The following is a 23,014-nucleotide window of genomic DNA, read 5'->3' as shown; positions in this document are numbered from 1 at the left end:
GGCATTGGCGGCCAGCGCCGAGCCGGTCATGCCGAAGGCCAAAACCAGCGCCAAAGCGATTGTCAAGAGCTTTTTCATTTTGTTCCTCCTTTTATATGCCAAATTTTCCGCCCTATGCGGCGCCGAAAAGACAGAAAGCCGTCCCTGCCGTGTTTTGATGCCGGAGCGGCCGCAGTTTTGCTTTTGGCAAAGCCGGCGGCAAAGGGCGGAGTGTCCGTGTTGCCTCCCCCTCCCCGCGCGGCGCGCCATAACGAGCCGGCGGCCGCAGCCCTTGCGCATCCTTTCCCGGAGCGCGGCATTGACCAATCGGCGACAGATAAGGACAATATGATTTTAGCAAAGCCCAAGCCAGCTTGTCAAGGCTTCGGCCGAAAAAGTTTTCTGCGGCTAACAACAAGGGCGCGCCGCAATTGCCGCGCGGTCAAGCGCCAAGATACAGTAATTTTGCGCAGGAGCCTGAAAACACCGCAGATATATCCGGCAACGTCCGTATTTAATTTTGTTGATGCGGGCAGGGACGCTCCCGCCGCCGGCCGGCTTTTTTGCGGAAATGGCCGCCGATAGGTTTGCGGTTTGCGCTTTAACCGCCGCAATTGCAGAAACGGGGGCGGCCCATGCGCCACGCGGCAACAAAAAAGCGGCGGGCATTTTGCCCGCCGCTTTTTAAAGCTGTTTTAGGTCAGAAGTAGAAGGTTACGTAGCTCCAGAGCAGCTTGCCTTTGGCGCGCGCAAGGCCGTTTACGTCGTCTTGCTGTTTAAAGTCGAAGTAATCGACGTTCAGGTCGACGTTCTTGGCCAGCACGTAGCTTGCGCCCACCGTCCAGCCTTTGTAGCCGAAAGCTTTGTCCGCGATGCACAGCTCGATGGCCGGCGCGAAAATGGCCGCCGCCGGCAGGGAGTAATAAGCGCCGCGCAGTTCAAAGGTGCCGGCCTTTTTCAGGTCTTTTTCCCCAAAGGTCAGCCCGGCCGCCCAGCCTTTTTTCTTTACAACGTGATCCAACCCGATACCGAAACCATTGTGATAAGAAAGCAAATTAAAACCCTTGGTCGAGCCGACATATTCCGCCCAGAGGTTTAGTTTGCCCGCCAACCGGTAATCCAGCCCGATTTCATAAACATTGTTGTCCACTTCGCTGTACTTAAATGCGCCTGCTGGCTCATCAGCGCCTTTGCTTTTGACGTTGTACCAGGCGAGGACGCCGCGCAGCTTGTCGGTGAAGCGGTAGCCGGCCTCGGCGCCCAGCAGTTGGGTGCGCTGGTTGGAATCAGTAACCCCCACCGTCCGAGGCATGCTGTATACAATGTTCTTTCCCCGGAGAGGGCGCAGGGCAAAGACGTCCACGCTCCATTTGCCGGTGGCGTAATTGAGCTTGAGCCCGTCCACGTCGTCGTCCAGCAAAGCGCCGTAGACCGCCGTGTGCGACCAGTTGCCGGCGGTTACGTTGACCGCCCCGAGGGAGCCTTCCACCCAGGCGTTGCGCAAAGTGGCGCGGCTTTCGGAACCGTTGGCGTTGGTTTTGAAATTCTGCCCATCGTGCTCAATCATGCCGGTATAGTTCCAGCGCTCGTTCACCTGGCCGTTGATCCACAGTCGGGAACGCAGCAGGCTTTCGTCTGACTTTTCTTCCGGCCCTACACGAAACAGGTATTGCGTGGCAGCGCTATATTTGCGGGTCTCGCGTTTGTGGCCGAACCGCGCCTCGCCGGTGATGGTTACGTTGTCCAGCTTCTTCTCGAGCCTTGCCACGCGCACGCCCAAGATCTCCAGTTCCCCGGCGAACTCCGCCGCCAAACGCTCGATCTGCGCCTTCTGGGCGGAGTCGGCTTTGTCCGCGCGCGCCAGGGCTTTCGCGATGATCTGCGCCGCCTCGTAGCGGGTGATGTTGGCGGAGCCGACGAAACGGCCGTTGCCGTAGCCTTCGATTATCCCCGCTTGTGCCAGTTTGCCGATGGAAGCGTAGGCCCAGTGGTTGGCCGGCACGTCCGCAAAGGCATTGGCGGCCAGCGCCGAGCCGGTCATGCCGAAGGCCAAAACCAGCGCCAAAGCGATTGCCAAGAGCTTTTTCATTCTGTTCCTCCTTTTATGCCAAATTTTCCGCCCTATGCAGCGCCGAAAAGACAGAAAGCCGTCCCTGCCGTGTTTTAAAGCCGCAGCGGCAAAGGGCGGAGTGTCCGTGTTGCCTCCCCCCTCCCCGCGCGCGCCATAACAAACCGGCGGCCACAGACCTTGCGCATCCTTTCCCGGAGCGCGGCATTGACCAATCGGCGACAGATAAGGACAATGCAATTTTAACAAGGCCCAAGCCAATGTGTCAAGGCACAGGGCGAAAAGGCAAAAAAGCGTTTTCCCCGGCCAATCAGAAGCATCCGCCCCCAAATGCGCCTGTTCCCTGCGCAAGCCCGCCCCGGCAGGGGCCGCGCAAGCGCCGAATTTGCCGCGGGCGGCGGCTACTTGAAAGGCCGCAGGGTTTCCAGCATAAGTTCAAGGTTCTTGCCGAAGTCGGGATGGGCGGAAGCGTCCGCCCGAAAACTAAAAGAATAGACATATTTGCCCATAGCGGTCATCACGCGGTATATGGCCTGACGGCGCGCGCCGTCTTCGAATTTGAGCAGTATGTATTCGTTGCCGCCCGCTTTTTTCACCTCGGAGGCGGTTACGGCAAAGCCCGGCAGCGACGGGGCGTTCCTTTCCGCGTCCAGCAGCTGCGCGAGGATGGCGCCCGCGTAGCCGCCGGCAAAATCGGCGCAGGTCTGGCGCAGGTCCTCGTCTTTGCCGCCGTTGACCGACTGGAGGGCAAAGGATGGGTCGGGCGCCGTTTGCCCGGCTTGGCAGAAGCGGACGATCCAAGCCGGGTTCTTGCCTACGCGGGTTTCGGTTACGGCCAGCCTGTCCCAGGCGGCGCAGGTTTTCAGGCGAAAATTCGCCGCGCGATCGGCGTGCTCAACCGTCCCGTCCCCAACGGCGGCGGAACTTGCGGCCGCGCAGTCGCCGGCCAGCAAAAAAAAGAGAAGGGCCAAAAAAAGTTTTTTCCCCAAGCGCGCTTCCCTCCTTAATATTTCCCCGGCGGCGCAAGCCGCCCGCCGCCCTGGGCATCGTTACCAGTCCCGCGCGCGCAGCGCTTCGGCCAGTTCTATGCCGACGGAAAAGTATTTGAGTATGTATTCGATGTCGGCGGCGACGCAGGCGCGGGCGACGGTTTCAAATTCGCTGCCGTTTTCGTGAAATTCTTCGCGCAGGCTGCCGATCATGATGTTCATTTCATCGAGTTTTTCCTGGATCTCTTTCCGGCTGCGCGAAGCGTCAGCCAGGTAGCCCACAAAATCAAGGATGACAAAGCGCAGTTTGTCGACGAGGAATTTCGGATAGTAGGCGTCCTCGTACATTTGCGCGAGCAGGATGTAGTCCGCGTTGAATTTTTCCAACGTTCTTTTCATTTGGGCAGGTCGCTCCCCGATAGGTTTTTTGCCGCCGCCAAACCGGGCGCGCTCAGCCGCCGCGCTCCCTGATCCGGCCGGAAGGCGGCCGGGCGCTCCGCGCCGACCACTGCTGGTAAAGCGGGTGGCTGTAGAAGGAGAGGACGGTTTGTTTGCGGGCAAAATCATAGCGCAGGGAAATGAAGGTGTCGTTTCCCTGCCAAAGATAGGCCACCGTTTTTTGATAAAGGTCGTCATTTTGCTGGGTAGGCCGCCCGTGCGCCTTTACGAGCGCAAAATAAAGCTCTTGCGAATCAAGGCCGGCGCCGCCGTTTTTTGTCGCTTTGACCATGAAAAAGCGGCCGTTGAAAAATTCGTAGCTTACCGCGTCAAACAAGGTCCCGTAGAAATTACTGGGGCGCGAAGCGCAGGCATAGCTGCGGGTGGCGCGGCCAGGTTCGCCGCCGGCGGGCGCGAACCGATGCCCGCCCTTTTCCAGTTCGCCGACCGCAAGCCCCCATTTGAGGCCGTAAAAATCTTTCGGCTCATTGGCGTAGGTCATGGCCAGGGCGCAAGGGGCGGCCGACAGCAAACAGAAGGCGGCGACGAGAAAAATTCGCCCGAACATTTTGCCTTTGCCCCCTTTTCCGGCGCCAGCCCCGCCCCTCCCGTCGGAGGGCAGAGGGCGGATTGGCCAAGCGCCAAATCGATTCGCGCTTTCTTTTCGCTTCCATTATAAGAATTTTTGGCAAAACAGTCAAATTAAAAACGCAAAATCTCTTCGCGGGCTCGCAAAAATCCCGGCATGGCCGGAAAATCCATGCGGCGGCGGCTTCCTCCGCTTTTTTTGCCGCAACTTTGTTTCATAAACAATCGGGATATGATATAATCTGAAATGTAAAATAAAGCCGCCGGCCCGGTTACTCTAATATCCGCTGAAGGAGGCATTTCCCGTTGAAACGGATTTTAGTCATTGACGACAACTTGGCAAGCCTCAAACAAATAAGTTCTTATATTTCGCCTTATTACGATGTTTTGCTGGCTAAGTCAGGCGCGCTCGGTTTGCGCATCTGCGAGAAGGAAATGCCGGATTTGATCCTTTTGGACGTGGAAATGCCGGAAATGAACGGGTTCGAGACAATGGCCCGCCTCAAGAAAATCCCCGAGCTTTGCGGCATACCGGTCGTATTTCTCACGGGCAACAACAGCGCGGCGACCGAAATAATGGCCCTTGAGTCGGGCGCGATGGACTTTGTCCCCAAAGCCGCCCTCAAAGACATCCTGCTGCACCGGATTGAGCTGCATCTTAGACTTTCTTCCTATCAATTGTCCATGGAGAACACCATCAAGGAAATAGAAACGACCATCGTTACCTCTTTTTCCGAACTCATAGAGTTTAAAGATACCAACGCCGGCAGCCATGTCATGCAAACAAGCAGATGCGCGAAAGCGCTGGGGCGGCAGCTTATGAGAAGCGGCCAGTTCCGGGGCGAGCTTGACGAGCATTACCTTGACGTTATGGCGCGCGCCACGCCTTTTCACGACATCGGCAAAATCGGCGTAAGCGACCTCATCCTTTTAAAGCCCGCCGCGCTGACCCCGGAAGAGTACGACAAGGTCAAGCTGCACACGACCATCGGCGCCAACGTCCTGGAAAACACTTGCCGCAACGCCCCCTCGCTAAGTTATATGCAAATGGCCAAAACCATAGCCGGCGGCCATCATGAACGATATGACGGCACAGGCTACCCTTGCGGCATGGTGGGCGAGGCCATACCTTTGTGCTGCCGGATTGTGTCGGTGGCCAACGTATATTGCTCCTTGTTGTCCGATCGTGTTTTCCGCAAAGCCATGAGCCACGAAAAAGCCGGCGAGCTGATAGCCGCGGGCGCGGGCGGCGAGTTTGACCCGCGCGTGGTAAGGGCGTTTTTAGCGGCGCGGGATGAAATCGACGATCTGTTGCAAGACAAATGAAAGACAAACCGCCCTGCGGCATTTCAGCGACGAAAGGGAACGACAGATGAAACGCATTCTTATCGTAGACGACAATCTGGCGATCTTAAAGCAAATCAGCGCGCAAATTTCCGACAACTACGACGTGATTGTCAGCAATCACGGCAAACACGTATTGCGCATCTGCATGGTTGAGCGGCCAGACCTTATCCTGCTGGACGTCGAAATGCCGGAAATGAACGGGTTTGAGGTCATCGGCCAGTTAAAGTACATTCCTTGCCTGCGCGACATACCGGTGATTTTCCTGACCGCGCATCACGACGCCGATATTGAGATCAAGGCTTTGCGGACCGGCGCCGTGGATTTTATCGCCAAGCCCTTTGAAAAGCGCGTATTGCTGCACCGCATAGATTTGCACATCCGCATGGACGCGTACAAGTCGTATCTGCAAAATTCGGTGATGGAACTGTCGGACAACCTTGCCCTCCTGTTCGCCGGGCTTATCGAGTGCCGCGACGAAAATACCGGCTACCATGTGCTGCGCACCAGCAAATATGTGGATTTGATCGGCCAGGAGCTGATAAACCAGAAAGTTTTTCCGGAACTTACCGAAGATGCTTTGAAAATGATGGTACGCGCCGCGCCGCTGCATGACATTGGCAAAATAGCGGTCAGCGACCGTATCCTTTTGAAACCGGCCAAGCTTACCCGCGAGGAGTTTGACGACATGAAGCGCCACGCCGTCGTGGGGGAGGAGATTTTGGGCAACATGTACCGGCACACGCCCAGCCAGAATTATTTGCATTACGCGAAAAACATCGCGGCGTTTCACCATGAAAGGTTCGACGGCAACGGCTACCCGCATGGCATAAGAGAGGAAACCATCCCGCTTTGCGCCCGCATCATGGCGGTGGCCGACGTCTATGACGCCCTTATTGAGAACCGCGTGTACCGCAAGGCCATGAGCCACAAAGAGGCTTACGATATCATCGTCGAAGGAAGGGGCAGCCAGTTTGACCCACGCGTCGTCGATACTTTCTTGCTGTGCGAAAAGGAGATAGTAAAAATGGCCGCTTTGCTGCCCGCGTCCTGAAAAGGCCGGGGATTTGATCCGAAATGCCTTGCGAGGCGCGCCCGCCTTGCCGCCTTCCTTGAGCCCCCGTTTCAATTTCCATGGCGTTTTCCCCTCAAAGATACCGCTGCGCCGCCAAAGGCCCACGCGTGCAAATAACCGGCGAAGGAGACTTCCGAGCGCAAATGTACAACTTAGACATTTATATGGCCATTTCCGTTTTTGCCCTGATCGCCAGCGGCGGCATTTACTATGTTTATTGCAAAAACAAAAAGCGACTGGCCCAAAGCAATGAAACGGAAGAACATATCCGGCTTATTTTTAACGCGGTGCCGATGGCTTGCAGCATAAGGGACAACGATGGCGACATCGTCAGCTGCAACAACGAAACTTTGCGCATGTTCGGTTTCAAGCATGAAAAAGAGCCGGCGCTGCCTTTTGACCTTTTCAACCCGCCCACGCAGCCCGACGGTTCGCCCAGCCGGGAAAAAATCAAACAGATCATTGCCGACACGCTAAGCTTGGGGCAAAGCCGCTTCAATTGGACATATCGGTCAAAAACCGGGGAATCTATTCCGGCGGAAACAACATTTATGCGCCTGAAATGGCGGGATTCTTATCAGATTGCCGGTTATTCCCGCGATCTGCGCCAGGAACTGTCCAACGAGCAAAAAATACGCGAAGCCGACGAACACGCCCGGCGGATGGAGATAGAGGCCAACGCCGCGCTGGTCGCGTCCAAGGCCAAATCGGCTTTCCTCGCTACCATGAGCCACGAGATACGCACGCCGCTGAACGCGATCATCGGGCTTTCCGAAATTGAGATGCAAAACTACCTGCCCAAGGGCACGCGCGACAACCTGGAAAAAATCTACAGTTCCGGCTTGGTCCTGCTCAATATCGTCAACGACATACTGGACGTTTCCAAAATCGAAGCGGGGAACTTGCAACTGGTGCTGTCCGAATACAGCGTGGCGGACCTTGTCGGCCAGTCAATACATCTAAACCTTGTGCGCATAGGCTCCAAGCCGATTGAGTTTGACCTGCGCATGGACGCTAACTGCCCGTCGGTGCTTTACGGCGACGATCTGCGCGTAAAACAGATACTGAACAACCTGCTTTCCAATTCCTTCAAATATACGGAAAAAGGCAACGTGTCCCTTTTGGTCAATTGCCGCCTGGACGGGGACACCGCCTGGCTCACCTTTGAAGTCATCGACACGGGCATAGGCATCAAAGAAGAGGATATCGCCAAGCTGTTTTCCGAATACAGCCAGCTGGATTATTTCTCCAACCGCCGGATTGAGGGCACGGGGCTGGGACTTTCGATAACGAAAAGACTGGTGGACATGATGGGCGGGACGATTGACGTGGCAAGCACCTACGGCATTGGCAGCAAGTTTACCGTAACGCTGCCGCAGGCCATCGTCCAGCGCGAGCCTGTAGGGGGAAACGTCGTGGCGCATCTTGAAAACCTTGAATTTTCCAACGCGATCAATGTCAAGCGCAGGAATTTCATCCCCTCGTACATGCCTTACGGCAAAGTGCTCATCGTGGACGACGTGCAGACCAACCTGGACGTGGCGAAAGGCCTGATGCTCCCTTATGGCCTGCAAATAGACATGGTCAGCAACGGATACGCGGCGATAAACAAGATCCGCGAGCAAAAGCCGGAATACGACATTGTATTCCTCGACCACATGATGCCGGAAATGGACGGGATCAAGACGGCGCAAATCATCCGCAATGAAATAGGGACGGAATACGCGAGAGAAGTGCCGCTGATCGCCCTTACCGCCAACGCGCTGATCGGCAACGAGGACATGTTTTTGGGGCATGGTTTCAACGGCTATATTTCCAAGCCCATCGACATCGCCAAATTGGACGCGGAACTTAACAAATGGGTGCGCAACAAGCAGGACAAGGAAACGCTGCTTCAGGCGCGGGAGCAGATGAAGAACAATATGACCGCCCGGACGGGCTTTGCCGTCAACGGAGAAAAAGCCGCGGCGGACGGCGGAAAAATAAGCGGCATAGACATTGCGCAGGGGATGCGGCTCTACGGCGGGGAAAAGACTTACCTTAGCATCCTCCGCTCCTATGTCGCGCATACGCCCGAGATAGTGAATAAAATGCGCAAACTGTCCGCTTCCAGCCTGCCCGAGTACGCGATCGCCGTGCATGGGCTGAAAGGCAGCAGCTACGGCATATGCGCCAACGAAGTGGCCGCCGGGGCGGAATTTTTGGAACAGGCCGCCAGGGAGGGCGAATTCGCCAAATTAAACGAAAATAACGACGCTTTTATCAAAAAAACGGAAAAGCTGCTGGACGACTTGGAAAATTTCCTGCGCGAATACGAGAAAGACGGCGAGGGCAAAAAATCGCGCGTCCGGGAACCCGACAAGCGCCTGCTCCGGAAAATCATGGAGGCCTGCGAGCATTTTCGGCCAATCGCCATGGCGGAAACGCTGTCGGAACTGGAAAAATATGAATATGAAAAACACGGCGAACTGATCGCCTGGCTCAAAGAACAGACGGAAGCCCTTGAGTATGAAAAAATAGCCGCAAAGCTGCAGGACATTTTGCGAGAGGACGCGGAGAAAGGCTTGGAGGAGGGAAAACAATGACCTTGTCCGGAACAGTCAAAAGATTGCGCATTTATACCGGCGAAGAGGCGTATTATGACAGCAAGCCCCTTTACCGGGCAATATTGGAGGAGGCCAGAAGATTCAATATCGCCGGCGGCACCGTTTTCAAAGGCATTGAGGGCTACGGCGCGCACACGCGCATGATCAGGACCACCCGGTTCTTGGAATTGTCGTCGGATCTGCCGGTAGTCATCGAGTTTGTCGAAAAAGCGGAAAACCTCAAAAAGTTGGACGGGTTTTTGCGCAAGACGCTGACCAAAGGCCTGGTAACGATTGAAGATGTAGAAGTGCTGGGATATGGCGCCAAAAGCGGCGATTCCGATGCTCACGCGCACAAATAGCCGGCGGGCGCGGGGCGGGCGCCGGGCCGCCGGGAAATTTGCGCGCCGGAGTTTGCTGTCTTGTACAAATTAGTTGTCCTTGATGTTGACGACACGATCGTAACCAAAACCAACAAGCTGTCAAAAGCTACTGTCCGGGCCGTCGCCGCCGTAAAAGAACGCGGGATCGGGGTAACGCTGGCCAGCGGGCGCATGTATCAGACCATGCGGCGGCTGGCCGGCGCGCTGGAAATAAAAATGCCGCTTATCAGCTGCAACGGCGCTTTGGTCAGGGACGACAAGAAGATATTGTTTTGCCGCGCCCTGCCGCCGAAGGCCGCCCAAGCGGCGCTGGATTTTTTTAACGCGCAAGGCCTTGTTTTGCAGTTATACGGACGGGACGGCCTTTACACGAAAAGAAAGTGCGCGGCCACTTGGCGGCTGGAACAAAAAGAGGGCCTTTGCTGCCGCGTCGTCGCCGACGAGTGTTACGATAATTTTTGTCGCGGGCTTTTGAAGATGCTGCTAAGGGTCGCGCCGGATGAAGCGGCAGCGCACCAGAAGGCGGTTGCCGAACATTTCGCCGGCCGCCTGAACGCCGCCGTGTCGCACGGCGTGTGCCTGGAGATAACCGGCCGCGGGGCAACCAAGGGCAAAGCGCTGGCCGCCCTGGCGGAGCGTTATGGCATACGGCGCGAGGACGTGCTGGCGATCGGCGACTCCCCCAACGACCGCGCCATGCTGGAATGGGCCGGGCTGGGCGTGGCTATGGGCAACGCGGCGGCGGACGTTTTGGCCGCGGCCGACGAAGTAACTTTGCCGATCGGCGAAGACGGCGCGGCCTACGCTTTGGAAAAATATATTCTGAACGAGGGATGACAATGAACAAGCGGCAAGAAGATTTACAAAGCAAAGTCGATCTTCTTTTTGAGCAGCTGCGCGGCTGCGCCAGCGCGGCGGTTGCCTTTTCCGGCGGCGTAGACAGTTCTTTTCTGGCCGCTGCGGCCAAAAAGGCCTTGGACGGCAAAGCGGTCGCCGTTACGGCGGTTTCCCCTACGCTGTCGGCGGCGGAACGGGCCGGCGCCCGCGCGTCCGCGGCTGAAATCGGCATAAGGCAGGTCGAGATAGAATCAGACGAAACCGGCGTGCCGGAGTTTGCCGCCAACAACGCCGACCGCTGTTACTATTGCAAAAAATATCGGTTGAAAGACATCTGCCTGTGGGTCAAGGAAAACGGCTACGAGTGGGTGCTGGAGGGCTCGAACGCCGACGACTCCCATGATTACCGGCCGGGCATGAGGGCGCTGGCGGAATATCCCAACGCGAAAAGCCCTTTGAAAGACAGCGGCCTGAAAAAAGACGAGATCCGCGCCCTGGCCAAAGACTGGGGCCTGTCGTCCTGGGACAAGCCGTCCAGCCCCTGCCTGGCTTCGCGCGTCCAATACGGAGTGCCGGTAACCGCCGGGCGGCTGAAAATGATCGAGGCCGCCGAGTCCGTGATCGCCGCTTATTGTCCGGACAAGTCCAACATAAGGGTGCGCTGCCACGGCGATCTGGCGCGGATAGAGGTGGACGCGGAGAATTTTTCCGCGCTGGCCGAGCGCCGCGCCGCAAGCGAAATAGCGAAACAACTGGCGAAACTGGGGTTTGCTTTTGTAACTTTGGACTTGGCCGGGTTCAGGCCCGGCAGCTTTAACGCCGGCCTAGGCGCCAAATAAAGGGGGCGTCCGGCAACCCATGGCGGGCGGCTCGGATGTTTTTGCCTCGCCCCGCAAAGGCCGGGCGGCTTTCGCATGGCTCGCTTTCGCCTGTCCTGCGCGGCAATAGACTTTCTGCGCACACTAAATGGCTCTGTCAAAGTTACACAATCCACAAATCAAGCTGAATTGCTGGCGACAACATAAATATTGGGGATATGGGAACATGATCGTGTCTGCTTGGTGGGGTGGCAATAGGACAAATCCGACATATGGCATTCGAGTTGGACATAATAACCGTGACAACTTCTTCAATCCTGCATGGGCCCATATTAAAGTGGAGATAGACGGAGAGTTGCACACATTTAGACTCACTCCTGGTTTTTGGAGGCATTGCCCGGAGTTCCGCGATCCTGACGAAAATGGCGTACGGGTTATTAGAAATTGGCTTCAGCATAATTTCCAAATTCCATGGGAACCTAACCATCCACCTCATTTTGTGCTTGAAATAGTTGGCGAGGGACGCTTTCGATTGGCGAGAGGAGAAGCCTGACGCGTACCGAAACGAACTTGCCAAACAGTTCAACTGTTCGGCGCGGCCGTCCGCAAACATTTTGATGTTGATGCTTTTTAAGTCATGGCGCTATGCATCAAGAAACCTTGCGGCATTTTAACGTTTCGGCAAAACACCCGTTGCAGGAAACACATTGGGAAGGGGAAAAATCGCCGGCTTTCCACCTTTTCACCAATCCCGGCTCCCTGACAAGCGGCCGGCAAAGAGAAATAGCCGCTATCTTGCTTTTGTTCAGCGTACTTTCGGCAAAATCCGGCGAACGGTAGCCGCCGACGCTGATTACCGGAATGTTTACCGCCTCGGCAATTTCCATGGCCCCATCGGCAAAAAAACCTTGCCCTTCCAGTCCGATCCCCGCTTTAACCGGCGCCGACTTTGCGCTGACCGCCAAGCCGGAACTCACTTCTATCGCGTCAATGCCGCGTTTTTCCAATTCTTTGCATATTAATGTGCATTCGTGCCCGTCAAGGCCGGGATCGGTTAAATCGGAAAAATTTATTTTGACAAAAAGCGGATAGTCTTTTCCCACTTTCAGACGAACGGCATCGCATATTTCCAGTAAAATCCGGGCTCTGTTTTCCAAGCTGCCGCCGTATTCATCTTGGCGTTTGTTATAATACGGGCTCAAAAACTGGCTGAGCAAATAACCGTGGGCCGCATGAAGCTGAATGCCGTCGGCTCCCGCTTCCCGGCATTTTGCGGCGGCTTCGGCAAATTCCGACACGACGCGTTTTACGTCGCTTTCGGTCATGGCTTTTGCCGGCATTTTCCGCATTGCCTCTATGTCCGAAGGCGCCAGCGGATGATCGCCCAAATCAATGGCGCGCGCTTTCGCCCCGCACTGCCCTAATTGCGCCACTATTTTACAGCCAAATTGCTGTACTGCGGCAACGACGGCCTGAAAGGTCCGATGAAAATCTTCGCCATAGATTTTTGCCATATTGCCGCCGACGCAAGAATTATAGCCAACGCCCATCATCCCCGTGATAATGAGGCCGACGCCGCCTTCGGCGAGCTTGCCGTAAATGCCCTGCATAACCGGGACGTCGATAACGCCGTTTTTAACCGCGTCCATTTCCATTGTAGCGCTGCGTATCAGGCGGTTGGGAATTTTCAGCTTGCCGAGAGATACTTCTGCAAATAAATGTTTCATCGCTTGCCCCTCATTTTTAAGTATTCGTTGGCCGCTATTTTTTGAGCCTTCGCCAGTTATTGCAGGCTTCCGGCAACCGCATTTTTGCGTATGGGCCAACGCCCCGGGCCGGTTACAAAAGGTCGGTTTTGGCCAGTTCCGCCACCATGTCGCTTTTCCCCAGCACCCAAAGTATGTCGCCCTTTTCAAAAATAAGCGAAATATGCGGGTTTATGGTGGAATAAAAGCCCCTTTCCAGCCCCAGCACCAGACAATGCCATTTATCCCTGATATTGGAATCTTTTATGCTTTTGCCGAGCAGGAAGGATTTTTCGTCGATTATCACCGCGAAATACAATAGTTGCAGATGGTCGTCGCCGCTTTTCTGGTTGATGATAAAATTTTTCAGGACGGTTTGTTCGCCGGTTTCCTCAAATTCCATGACGCTTTTCACTTTGGCGGCGCAAAATATGGCGATCTGCGCCTTGCTGCCGAGCACCGTCAGCCTGTCGTCCCCGCGCAGCGCGAAAGAGCCGCCGGGCATGTCGGATGTTTTGCCTTTTCTCTCTACCTGCAAGACATTTACGCCGAATTTTTCGCGCAGCGACAAATCTTTGAGCTGCCTGCCGATGCAAGGTGAGTCCGGAAGCACTTTAAAAAAGGCGACATAAAGTTCTTCGTCCAGCCAATAATTTTTGTTTTGGCCGCCGTTTTGCGCCGCGGCTTCTTTTTGCGTGCGCAGATGCTTTTCATTGAGGTTGATCAGAAAACTTGCTTCTATGCGCAGATACTGGCCGAGCAGCCAATCGGAGGAGTGAATGCCCCAAGCGATCGCGCAGGCGATGCAAAGGATCAGCAAGGGCGGCAGCGGCAGGAATTTAAACAATATTGCCAAAATGAAGGTTATGGCGATCAGTATGCGCAACGAATACAGTGCCAGCAAAGGCAGGCGGTTGGCTTTGTTTTGAAACCACAGGGTTGACACAAGCTCCGGTCGGGAATTTTTATTGAACAGCAGGTCTTTTAAAAAAGGCGACATTATAATGAGCGGCAGGACGGTTTCCAGCACGTAGCCGAGCGCCCCCGGCACCCGTCCGGCAATTATGTAGCTGTAGCTGAAACTAAAGAAGGTTATGGCCGACAATATGACGAAATGAATCAGCAGGTTGCTGAAATATCCTTTTAAGAATTCCTGCCAAGTTTTATTTTTCTTCTCGTTGGTCAGGACGTCGGTCGTATAGCGGTTGAGAAAATCGACAACTTTCGCCGGCAGTATTTTGCTGACTTTCGTATAGGCCGGTTCGGCCAAACTAACGCAAAAAGGCGTGGTAAAGGTTGTAATTACCGAAACCGCCACGACAATCGGATAGAGAAATTCGCTCGTTACCCCCAGCGCCTGGCCGAGGCCGGCGATGATAAAGGAAAACTCGCCGATTTGCGCGAGGCTGAATCCCCCCTGCATGGCGATTTTAAGCGAATGTCCCGAAAGAAGCAGCCCGATGGTGGAAAAGATGGCTTTGCCGAAAACAGTCGCTATCACGACCACGAAAATCGGCCCGGCATACAAAGCTACCTGCGCCGGATCGACCATCATGCCGACCGAAACGAAAAACACGGCGCCAAATAGATCCTTCACCGGCAACAGCAAATGCTCAATCCGTTCCGCTTCATGCGTTTCGGCGAGAATGGAGCCGGTGATGAAAGCGCCAAGCGCCGACGAGAAACCTATGTTGTTGGCCAGGACTACCATGCCGAGGCACATGCCCAAAGCGATGATAAGCAACGTTTCGTTGTTTAAGTCTTTCCTGACCCGGCGGAAAAACTGCGGGATGATGAAAATCCCGAGCACAAACCAAAGTATCAGGAAAAAGCCCAAGCGCAGTACGCCCTGCAAAAGGCTCCACTGGGATATTTCATTGTTGGCCGCGATAGTGGCGATCAAAACCATCATCACTATGCCGACAATGTCTTCTACGATAAGCGCGCCGAAAACCAGCTCGGTGAACTTTTGCCCCTTGAGTTTCAAGTCGGCGAAAGCCTTGATGATGATGGTCGTGGACGACATGGACAACATGCCGCCGAGGAAAATGCTGTCCATGCCGTTCCAGCCCATAAGCTGCGCGCAGGTGTAGCCTATGGCCATCATCGCCACGACTTCGGTAATCGTGGTAATAAAAGCCGTATGGCCTACGCGGGTCAGTTTTTTTATGCTAAATTCCAGCCCTAGGGCAAACAGCAAAAAGATTATGCCGATTTCCGCCCAAGTATTGATGTTTTCTTTGTCCGACACGGTAAGTATCAGGTCAAAATGCGGCCCGGCCAAAAACCCGGCGACTAGGTAGCCTAAAACCAACGGCTGTTTGAATTTTTTGAAAATAATCGTTGTCATGCCGGCAACAATCAGAATAAGCGCCAGATCGGAAATCAGCTTGGGCAGATGAGCCATCAACACACTCCTTTTTTGCTTTATAGTTACAATTATAGCTTAATATGGCGGTTTTGCAAAACAAAATTATTTTGCGGGAAGCGTTTTCGCCGCAGCGGCCAGGCCGAGCCGTCTCTTTTTGCGCCGCGTTGTCGCCCGGCTGCTTTTTAATTTTGGGGGCAGAGGATTTTTGCGGACGTTTAGAGAATATAAATAAAGGGTATTGCTCTTTATTTTGGCATGGGGTGAAAAGATGAATAAAAACAGCAAAAACAACATTTCCAGCGACGATTTTCTCCGCGGCGCGCGCAAAGTATTGCGCAACCTGACCGAAGCTGAGCTTATTGAAGAAGCGGTAAGCAAAAAAGAATGTATCCTGTCGGCGCAAGGCGCCGTGTGCGTAACTACCGGCCGGCATACGGGCCGTTCGCCCAAGGACAAATTTATCGTGTACACCATCGGCGAGCGCGAAAAAATCGATTGGTCAAACAATGCTCCCATCAACAAAGAATTTTTCCTGCGCCTTTATGAAAAAATGAAAAAATACGCCGCCAACCAGCCCTTATACGTAACCAACGTCCGCGCGGGCTCTGAGCCGAAAAACTCACTGTCCATCAAATTCATCAACGAGTTGGCCTGGCACCAGTTATTCGTAAAAAGGCTGTTTCTCCCCCCGGACAGCCAGGCTGCGCCAAAAGAAGATTTTACCGTTATCTGCCTGCCGCGTTTCAAAGCCTATCCCGATACCGACGGCACCAAATCCGATACTTTTATTATCCTTGACTTTGACGACAAATTCATCCTGATTGGCGGCGGCAAATACGCCGGCGAAATGAAAAAAGCCATCTTCTCGGTGATGAACTATCTGCTGCCGCAAAAAAACATACTTTCCATGCATTGTTCGGCCAATATGGGCAAAGATAAAAAGACCGCTCTTTTTTTCGGCCTTTCCGGCACAGGCAAAACCACCCTTTCCGCCGACCCCGCCCGCCTGCTCATCGGCGACGACGAACACGGCTGGGGCGACAGCGGGATATTCAATCTTGAAGGCGGCTGTTACGCTAAATGCGTCAACCTCACCAGCGAGAGCGAGCCGGAAATTTACGCCGCCATACGCTACGGAACGGTGCTGGAAAATGTGTGGATAGACAAAACCACCCGCCAGCCCGATTATTTTAACATTATTTATACGGAAAACACCCGCGCGGCCTACCCGCTTTCTTATATCAACAACGCCCTCACGCAGGGCGCGCCGTTCGCGCATCCGGAAACAATAGTTTTCCTCACGGCCGACGCTTTCGGCGTATTGCCGCCGGTCGCGTCTTTGAACGCCGAACAGGCCATGTACCATTTCCTGTCCGGCTATACCAGCAAAGTCGCCGGCACCGAACGCGGGATAATTGAGCCGGAAGCTACCTTCTCGTCCTGTTTCGGCGCGCCCTTTCTGCCGCTTCACCCTTTCGAGTATGCCAAACTCTTGGGCAGCAAGATACAAAAGCACAAAACCAAAGTGTACCTTGTAAATACAGGCTGGTCAGGCGGCGCTTACGGCACGGGCCAGCGGATAAGCCTGAAATATACAAGGGCGATTGTTACCGCCATCCTCAACGGCCAATTGGCCAAAGCGGAATGGGATGCCGATCCGCTCTTTAATTTCCTGATCCCCAAAAGCTGCGACAAAGTGCCGCGCGCCATCCTTAACCCGGAAAATACTTGGCAGGACAAAAAAGCTTACCGCGAACAGGCGCAAAAGCTCGCCGCTTTGTTCGCCAAAAACGCCGCCAAGTTCGTCGGCGCCATAGCGCCGGAAATATTGGCCGCCGGCCCCAAGGCGTAACAAATCTGCCGCAGCCCGCACGTCTCGGCAATAAAATTCACAAATAGTTGGGGGCATTTATGATGGAAAAGCGCGTATATAAGGACAGCGGCGAGGAAATTTCCCTTTTGGGCTTCGGTTGCATGCGACTGCCGCGCCGACAGGAAAATTCGCCGGAGATTGACGTAAAAACCGCGCGGGCGATGATTGACTACGCCCTTGAGCATGGCGTAAATTACTTTGACACCGCCCACCCTTATCACGAAGGCCTGTCGGAGCCTTTTGTCGGCGAGGCCCTTTCGGGATATCCAAGGGACAAGTTCAATTTGGCGACCAAGATGCCGACATGGTTGATCGGCGACCAGTCGCAAGTCCATGACATCTTCGCCGGCCAGCTCCAAAAATGCCGGGTGGAATATGTGGAATATTTTGACTATTACCTTGTGCACAACATCGGCGGCACTACCTTTCCCAAAGTGGAAGAGTGCCGCATTTACGAAATCCTAAAGGCAAAAAAGCGCGAAGGCAGAATCCGCCGGCTGGGTTTTTCCTTCCACGCCGCGCCGGAGCTTTTGCGAAAAGTCGTCAGCCTTTACGAATGGGATTTCGCGCAAATACAGCTTAATTACCTTGACTGGGAATTGCAGGACGCAAAAAGCCAGTATGAAATATTGACGGAAAAAGGCATCCCTGTCGTCGTAATGGAACCAGTGCGCGGCGGCGCCCTGGCCAAGCTCTGCCCACAGGCCATCGCCGTCTTCCGGGCGGCCGAACCAAAGGCCAGCGCCGCCTCCTGGGCGCTGCGCTACGCGGCATCGCTTCCGAACGTATTGACCGTATTGAGCGGCATGTCGGCGATGGAACAAATCAAGGACAATGTCGCGACCATGGAAGACTTCCGGCCGCTCACCCGCGAAGGGTACGCCACCATAGCGGATGCGCTGGCCGCCTACCGGCTTTCCGGGACCATACCCTGCACGGCCTGCGGTTATTGCATGGATTGCCCTTTCGGCGTAAACATCCCTAAAGTATTCGCGATTTACAACAATTACCGCACAAATAACCTCGACATGCTGTTCACGCTCGAATACGAAGTGCTGGGCAAATCCGGCCAGGCCGCAAACTGCAAAAAATGCGGAAGATGCCTGCCGCTGTGCCCGCAGGCCATAAAAATAGCCGAATGGATGGAAAAAATCGACCAAGCGGCGCTTAAAGCAGCGGCCTTGCCGCAGCATTGAAAATGTCCGGCTTTGTTTCGCTGAAAAACTTAAAACTGCTGGAAATAATTGACGGCGGCGGCAAAGCCCACTACGGCGCCGATCAAGCTTGGTATGAAGAATGCTTCCAGAAAAGGGCCGGCTGCGGGCCGACCTGCGCCGCGCATCTTGTCTGCTACCTTGCCCGCGCGCATGTCGGCTGCTCCGCCCTGTTCGAGTGCGCGGACGGCATCCTTGCGCAGGAGGAGTTTCTGCCGCTTATGCAAAAATTATGGGCGTATGTTACGCCAGGCCCCATGGGCGTAAACAACACCGGCATTTTCGTCAAAGGGGCGCAGCGTTACGGCGCCGACCGGGGCGCGCCGCTTGCGGCGCGCGTGCTGCCCGTGCCTGTCCTGCCGAGCATTCGCCCCTCCCCCGCGCAAGCGGCGCTTTTTTTGACGGATGCTTTGGGCAGCGACCTGCCGGTAGCCTTTCTCAACCTCTCCAACGGCGGCCTCGCCAACCTCGACAGCTGGCATTGGGTAACCCTCGTCGCTTTTGCCCCGGACGATTTTCGCGCGCTCATGTACGACAACGGCGACCGCCGGGAAATCGACTTGAAAAAGTGGCTTGGCGCAAGCCTTTTAGGCGGGGGCTTTGTCGCGCTGTCGCCCCGGCGCGGCGCTTGCGATTAACCATTGCGATGCAAGGAAATACGGAATTCAATGGATTTTTGCGGGTTGTTTCCACAGCCGGTTGAAATTGGCCCGATTTAAATGTTTCGCTATTAAATTATGTCCGCAGCCAAACGCCGGGAACTTTAACTAAGCCGGGAAAGAGCCCGGAAATACTGAACAAGTGAGCATTGCGGCGCGATATTGCCTGCCGTTTGCCGGGGAATGTTCATTTAAGGTGAAAACAAATGAAAATAGCTACTTTCAACATAAACTCCGTAAGGCTGAGGCAGTCCGACCTCATAGAATGGATGGAAAAAGAGGCCATTGACATCGCCGCTTTGCAGGAAACCAAAGTGCAGGACAAAGATTTCCCGCTCGCCGGGTTTGCCGCCGCCGGCTACCAGGCCGTTTACATCGGGGAGAAAGGCCGCAACGGCGTTGCGATAATAAGCAAGGAAAAAGCGGGGCAGGTAACCTTCGGGCTGGACGGCGTAGGCGAAAAGGGCGAGGCGCGGCTGATCAAGGCGCAATTCGGCGGCATAGCGGTGATAAATACCTACGTTCCGCAGGGACGCGCGCCGGGAACGGACTATTTTCGCTATAAAATCGCCTGGCTGCGCGGCATGCGCCAATATTTGGAAAAACATTTTACGCCCGCGCAGCAAGTGATTTGGCTGGGCGATCTCAATGTAGCCATGGAAGCGATTGATGTATATGACCCGGTGAAACTTACGGGCGAGGTCGGCTTTCACCCTGACGAACAGGCGGCGCTCGCCTACAGCAAGGATTGGGGGTTTGTCGACCTTTTTCGCAAGCACGTGCCGGAAGCCGGCCATTACACTTTCTGGGACTACCGCATCGCAAACGCGCTCGAGCGCGGCATAGGTTGGCGCATTGACTACATACTGGCCACGCCCCCTTTGGCCGAGCGCTCGACCGGGTCCTGCGTCGCGGCCGGCTTAAGGCGCAAAGAGCGCCCGTCAGACCACGCCCCGCTTGTCGCCGAGTTTGACCTTTAGGGGACTATGCCAAAGGCACCGTTCAATTATATTGATGGAGAGGAAGGTTTTACATGGACAAAGACTGTATTTTTTGCCGGATAATAGCCGGCGAGCTTCCCGCCGAGAAAGTTTACGAAGACGGCGACATGCTGGCAATAAAAGATGTAAAGCCGGCCGCGCCGCAGCACGTGCTGATGCTGCCCAAGAAACATTCCGCAAACATATTGGAAACCGATGGGCAGACAATTGCCGGCATGTTCGCCAAACTTTCCGGCATTGTCGACGCGCTGGGCATAAAAAACAGCGGGTTTCGCATAGTAATCAATACGGGCGAAGAAGGCGGGCAAACAGTAAATCACACGCATATCCATGTTCTGGGCGGGCGCGGCCTTAAGTGGCCGCCGGGCTAACAAACGGGGGGGGGCCGTCCATTGGCCGCTTGCCGCTTTGTCAGCCGGCGGAGGATTTAAAAATTCAAGGCAAGACAATTGACCGGAAGATGTTTAAAGGGCAGATTCAGGCCGGAAGGCTATGCTATATTTTCGACAGGCTTGCCTTCCGGCGCTTTTGCGGGCCGGCGCTTTAAGGGAATCGGGCATCGGCGCGGCAGGGCATTTCAGGCAGGAAATTCTAACTTTGCGGTATTTTCCCGCAGCCATTTGTTCAGTTTTTTATGCTGTTCTCAGATTAAAGCACTCCTTAAGATTCGCGCGGCAATTTGCCGCGCTGCGCGGCGCAAAAAGCGGACGAACCCGCAGTTCGGCGAGACTTTGCAGAAAGCCGGGCGGCAAGGCCGCAAAAAAAGTATGATTTTAATCCGAGAACAGTATCGGGGCGTTGCCATCGGCGGCCGCCATGTATTGAATTGCCCTGAACGAGAAGCGCCGCGCTTCTTTATGCGGCGGGAACAAGTCATAACAAACGAGGAGGCGTATGCGCTTTGCTTAACAACTTAAAAATCGGAACACGTATCGTCATCGTTTCTTTCCTCCTGGTCGTCATATCCGTTGCCTGCACATCCATCGTCGCCATACGTTATTTTAACGATTACATGAGGGTAATTACCGATGAAGAAATAACGCGCGCCGCCGATGGTTTTAAGAAAACAGTGTCGGACAAGATGGAGCAGACGCGGGCGTTCAGGGATAAATTGGCTGCCATGCCCGAATTGGCGCGGCTTATGAGCCGGAGGGACTCGGAGGGCATTTATAACTTGACAAAACCGCTGATGGACGCAGGCGGCATAAACGTTCTGGCGGTCGGCGCCGCTGACGGCGCGATCCTCGCCCGTCCTCACGACAAAGATAAAATCGGCGACAACATGATCAACAACCCGGACGTTAAAATCGCGCTTGGCGGAAACACCTATGAAATGTTTATGACTGGCATCTCCACAAAGCTCGGCTACTACTGCGGCACACCCGTCAGATACAACGGGCAGATCGTAGGTTGGCTTACAGCGGCCTTCTCATTGGAAGATCAAAAAATAGTTGATGAGCTAAAAGCGCTTTTTGGAACGGAGGCTGTTATATTTGCCGATAAAAATTGCATAAATTCGACGCTGCAAGAAAACGGCAAAAGAGTGCTAAACATAGCCGTCCCCCCATACGTCGCCACGCAGGTCTTAGGGGCGGGCAAGCAATATACCGACGAGTCGGACATACTTAACGCTCCGTATCTAATTCACTATTCCCCCATTGAGGATCCTATGTCGGGCAAGACCATGGGCATGCTTTTCACAGGGAAATCTTTGACAGAAATGCATTCGGCGACAACATCGTCCATATTCGCGGTGGGCATGGTCTCGCTGGCCGTGCTTGTATTTGCGTTTGTTGTTTCCTTCTGGCTAATGAGGACGATTTCAAACCCGCTGAAGAGGATCGTCCAACTCACAAACAAAGGCAAGGACGGCGATCTCACGATCACGCAAGAAGATTTTGCTTACAAAGGAAAAAACGAGTTGGGAGAACTCGTCGCATCGCTATCCGACATGATACTGTCCCAAAAGGACATTATTTTAAAAGCGGTGAGCACCTCGGATACGATAACGGAGAACACGAATACGCTGTCCGCGCTCTCGCGGGACAACAGCAACGCCATGGTTGAAACCAGGGCGCTTATCGACGTGGTCACGCATCTTTGCCAAGCCAACGCGAAGGCGGTCGAAAGCGGGAAGCTAAGCATAGCGGAAATGGCGCGCGGGGCAAATTCTGTCGCCGAGATGTCCGTTTATGGCGTAAACTCACTGGCCAAGACCACGAAAATTTCCACAGAAGCATCGGAATCTGTCAGCAACCTTGTTAAACATATCAATGTCGTTAACGAGAAAACAAATGAAAATCAGGAAAAAATTATTGAATTGTCCGGATCTGTTTCTGAAATATCCAAATTCATGAGCGTCATCGCGGCTATCGCGGACCAGACAAACCTTCTCGCCCTTAACGCGGCGATCGAAGCGGCCAGGGCAGGGGAATCCGGAAGGGGTTTTGCCGTCGTCGCGGAAGAGGTTCGCAAGTTAGCGGAAGAGTCGCGCGGCGCCTCAAAGAGCGTGGAAGTTCTCGTATCAAACCTCAGCGGAAACGCGAAAGATGCGATATCGGCAACAAATGATTCCGTCGAGATAGCGAAGCGGATCGTCTCCGTGGTAAATGTCGCTGTTGACGGTCTGAACGCCGCAATGGCAGAGATATCACTCACCAACGAATCGGTTCAGGGAATCGCGGCAGTGGCGCAGAAACAGGCGGCGGCAAGCGCGGAGGTAACGAATACGATGGAGGCGATAAACGAGAGCACAGAACAGATATTGCTGAAGATGTCGGATTGCCATAGTCTGAGCGAACGGGCTTCTTCGATAGGCAATTCGGTCTCCAAGTCCGCGGAAGATATGTCCCGCTCCGTCGAGGAAATGAAAAAACGCCTTTCGCATTTCAAGATTGATTCAAAACCGGCCCTCCAGGCTCATTCTTCGGAGGGCGTTTCTCAAAGCGTGTAAATGGTAATATCTCCTAAGGTAAAAAAGATAGGAGAGCGAGATGAAAGACGCAAAAAGCAACGCATCAAAGGAACTGGCGGCAATCCTGAGCACC

General features: G+C 54.5%; 18 protein-coding genes. 12 read left to right on the top strand and 6 right to left on the bottom strand.

Annotated elements, in window-relative coordinates; all coding sequences use genetic code 11:
* Nucleotides 1–679: 679 nt before the first annotated feature.
* From LBO03_02660 to LBO03_02645, 4 genes are all read right to left on the bottom strand, one after another.
* Nucleotides 680–2,068: an S-layer homology domain-containing protein gene (locus tag LBO03_02660; GenBank protein ID MDR3348503.1), complete on the bottom strand. Its 1,389-nt coding sequence runs from the start codon at nucleotides 2,066–2,068 to the stop codon at nucleotides 680–682.
* Between the two features lie 380 nt (nucleotides 2,069–2,448).
* Nucleotides 2,449–3,036 (bottom strand): hypothetical protein, encoded by a 588-nt coding sequence (locus LBO03_02655; protein ID MDR3348502.1) that lies wholly within the window; start codon nucleotides 3,034–3,036, stop codon nucleotides 2,449–2,451.
* Nucleotides 3,037–3,096: 60 nt separating this feature from the next.
* A complete protein-coding gene (locus LBO03_02650) occupies nucleotides 3,097–3,435 on the bottom strand; it encodes a DUF5713 family protein (GenBank protein ID MDR3348501.1) in 339 nt (112 codons plus the stop codon).
* Nucleotides 3,436–3,487: 52 nt separating this feature from the next.
* Nucleotides 3,488–4,042: a hypothetical protein gene (locus tag LBO03_02645; protein ID MDR3348500.1), complete on the bottom strand. Its 555-nt coding sequence runs from the start codon at nucleotides 4,040–4,042 to the stop codon at nucleotides 3,488–3,490.
* A 326-nt stretch (nucleotides 4,043–4,368) separates the two neighbouring features.
* Between LBO03_02645 and LBO03_02640 the strand changes: the two genes are divergently transcribed.
* The 6 genes from LBO03_02640 to larE all read left to right on the top strand — a co-directional run bounded on the left by LBO03_02640 (nucleotide 4,369) and on the right by larE (nucleotide 11,125).
* Nucleotides 4,369–5,388: a response regulator gene (locus LBO03_02640; GenBank protein ID MDR3348499.1), complete on the top strand. Its 1,020-nt coding sequence runs from the start codon at nucleotides 4,369–4,371 to the stop codon at nucleotides 5,386–5,388.
* 46 nt (nucleotides 5,389–5,434) lie between these two features.
* Complete coding sequence (locus LBO03_02635; protein MDR3348498.1) at nucleotides 5,435–6,460, top strand: response regulator; 1,026 nt, start codon at nucleotides 5,435–5,437, stop codon at nucleotides 6,458–6,460.
* Nucleotides 6,461–6,624: 164 nt separating this feature from the next.
* A complete protein-coding gene (locus LBO03_02630; GenBank protein ID MDR3348497.1) occupies nucleotides 6,625–9,066 on the top strand; it encodes a response regulator in 2,442 nt (813 codons plus the stop codon).
* Nucleotides 9,063–9,428 carry a DUF190 domain-containing protein gene (locus tag LBO03_02625; GenBank protein MDR3348496.1) on the top strand — a complete coding sequence of 122 codons (366 nt, stop codon included), beginning with the start codon at nucleotides 9,063–9,065 and terminating at the stop codon, nucleotides 9,426–9,428. Before LBO03_02630 ends, LBO03_02625 begins: the two co-directional genes overlap by 4 nt.
* A 60-nt stretch (nucleotides 9,429–9,488) precedes the next feature.
* The gene (locus LBO03_02620) at nucleotides 9,489–10,286 is read left to right on the top strand and encodes a Cof-type HAD-IIB family hydrolase (GenBank protein ID MDR3348495.1); all 798 of its coding nucleotides are present in this window, start codon (nucleotides 9,489–9,491) and stop codon (nucleotides 10,284–10,286) included.
* Nucleotides 10,287–10,288: 2 nt separating this feature from the next.
* On the top strand, nucleotides 10,289–11,125 hold the full coding sequence (gene larE, locus LBO03_02615; GenBank protein MDR3348494.1) for an ATP-dependent sacrificial sulfur transferase LarE: 837 nt from the start codon (nucleotides 10,289–10,291) through the stop codon (nucleotides 11,123–11,125).
* Between the two features lie 629 nt (nucleotides 11,126–11,754).
* On the opposite strand, the gene LBO03_02610 is transcribed toward larE, so the two are convergent.
* Complete coding sequence (locus tag LBO03_02610; GenBank protein MDR3348493.1) at nucleotides 11,755–12,831, bottom strand: NADH:flavin oxidoreductase; 1,077 nt, start codon at nucleotides 12,829–12,831, stop codon at nucleotides 11,755–11,757.
* Nucleotides 12,832–12,943: 112 nt separating this feature from the next.
* Nucleotides 12,944–15,256, bottom strand: coding sequence for a cation:proton antiporter (locus LBO03_02605; GenBank protein MDR3348492.1), 2,313 nt, complete (start codon nucleotides 15,254–15,256; stop codon nucleotides 12,944–12,946).
* Between the two features lie 232 nt (nucleotides 15,257–15,488).
* Between LBO03_02605 and pckA the strand changes: the two genes are divergently transcribed.
* The 6 genes from pckA to LBO03_02575 all read left to right on the top strand — a co-directional run bounded on the left by pckA (nucleotide 15,489) and on the right by LBO03_02575 (nucleotide 22,920).
* Nucleotides 15,489–17,072, top strand: a complete 1,584-nt coding sequence (pckA, locus tag LBO03_02600) for a phosphoenolpyruvate carboxykinase (ATP) (protein MDR3348491.1) — start codon at nucleotides 15,489–15,491, stop codon at nucleotides 17,070–17,072.
* A gap of 59 nt (nucleotides 17,073–17,131) precedes the next feature.
* Nucleotides 17,132–18,289, top strand: coding sequence for an aldo/keto reductase (locus tag LBO03_02595; GenBank protein MDR3348490.1), 1,158 nt, complete (start codon nucleotides 17,132–17,134; stop codon nucleotides 18,287–18,289).
* Nucleotides 18,290–18,291: 2 nt separating this feature from the next.
* A complete protein-coding gene (locus LBO03_02590) occupies nucleotides 18,292–18,945 on the top strand; it encodes a hypothetical protein (GenBank protein ID MDR3348489.1) in 654 nt (217 codons plus the stop codon).
* A 227-nt stretch (nucleotides 18,946–19,172) separates the two neighbouring features.
* Complete coding sequence (gene xth / locus LBO03_02585; GenBank protein MDR3348488.1) at nucleotides 19,173–19,946, top strand: exodeoxyribonuclease III; 774 nt, start codon at nucleotides 19,173–19,175, stop codon at nucleotides 19,944–19,946.
* 53 nt (nucleotides 19,947–19,999) lie between these two features.
* Nucleotides 20,000–20,338, top strand: coding sequence for an HIT domain-containing protein (locus tag LBO03_02580; GenBank protein ID MDR3348487.1), 339 nt, complete (start codon nucleotides 20,000–20,002; stop codon nucleotides 20,336–20,338).
* Between the two features lie 530 nt (nucleotides 20,339–20,868).
* Nucleotides 20,869–22,920: a methyl-accepting chemotaxis protein gene (locus tag LBO03_02575; GenBank protein MDR3348486.1), complete on the top strand. Its 2,052-nt coding sequence runs from the start codon at nucleotides 20,869–20,871 to the stop codon at nucleotides 22,918–22,920.
* Nucleotides 22,921–23,014: the final 94 nt, after the last annotated feature.

The organism is Acidaminococcales bacterium (assembly GCA_031290885.1).
GTDB lineage: Bacteria > Bacillota > Negativicutes > Acidaminococcales > JAISLQ01 > JAISLQ01.
This window is presented reverse-complemented; position numbering and strand designations above follow the sequence as displayed.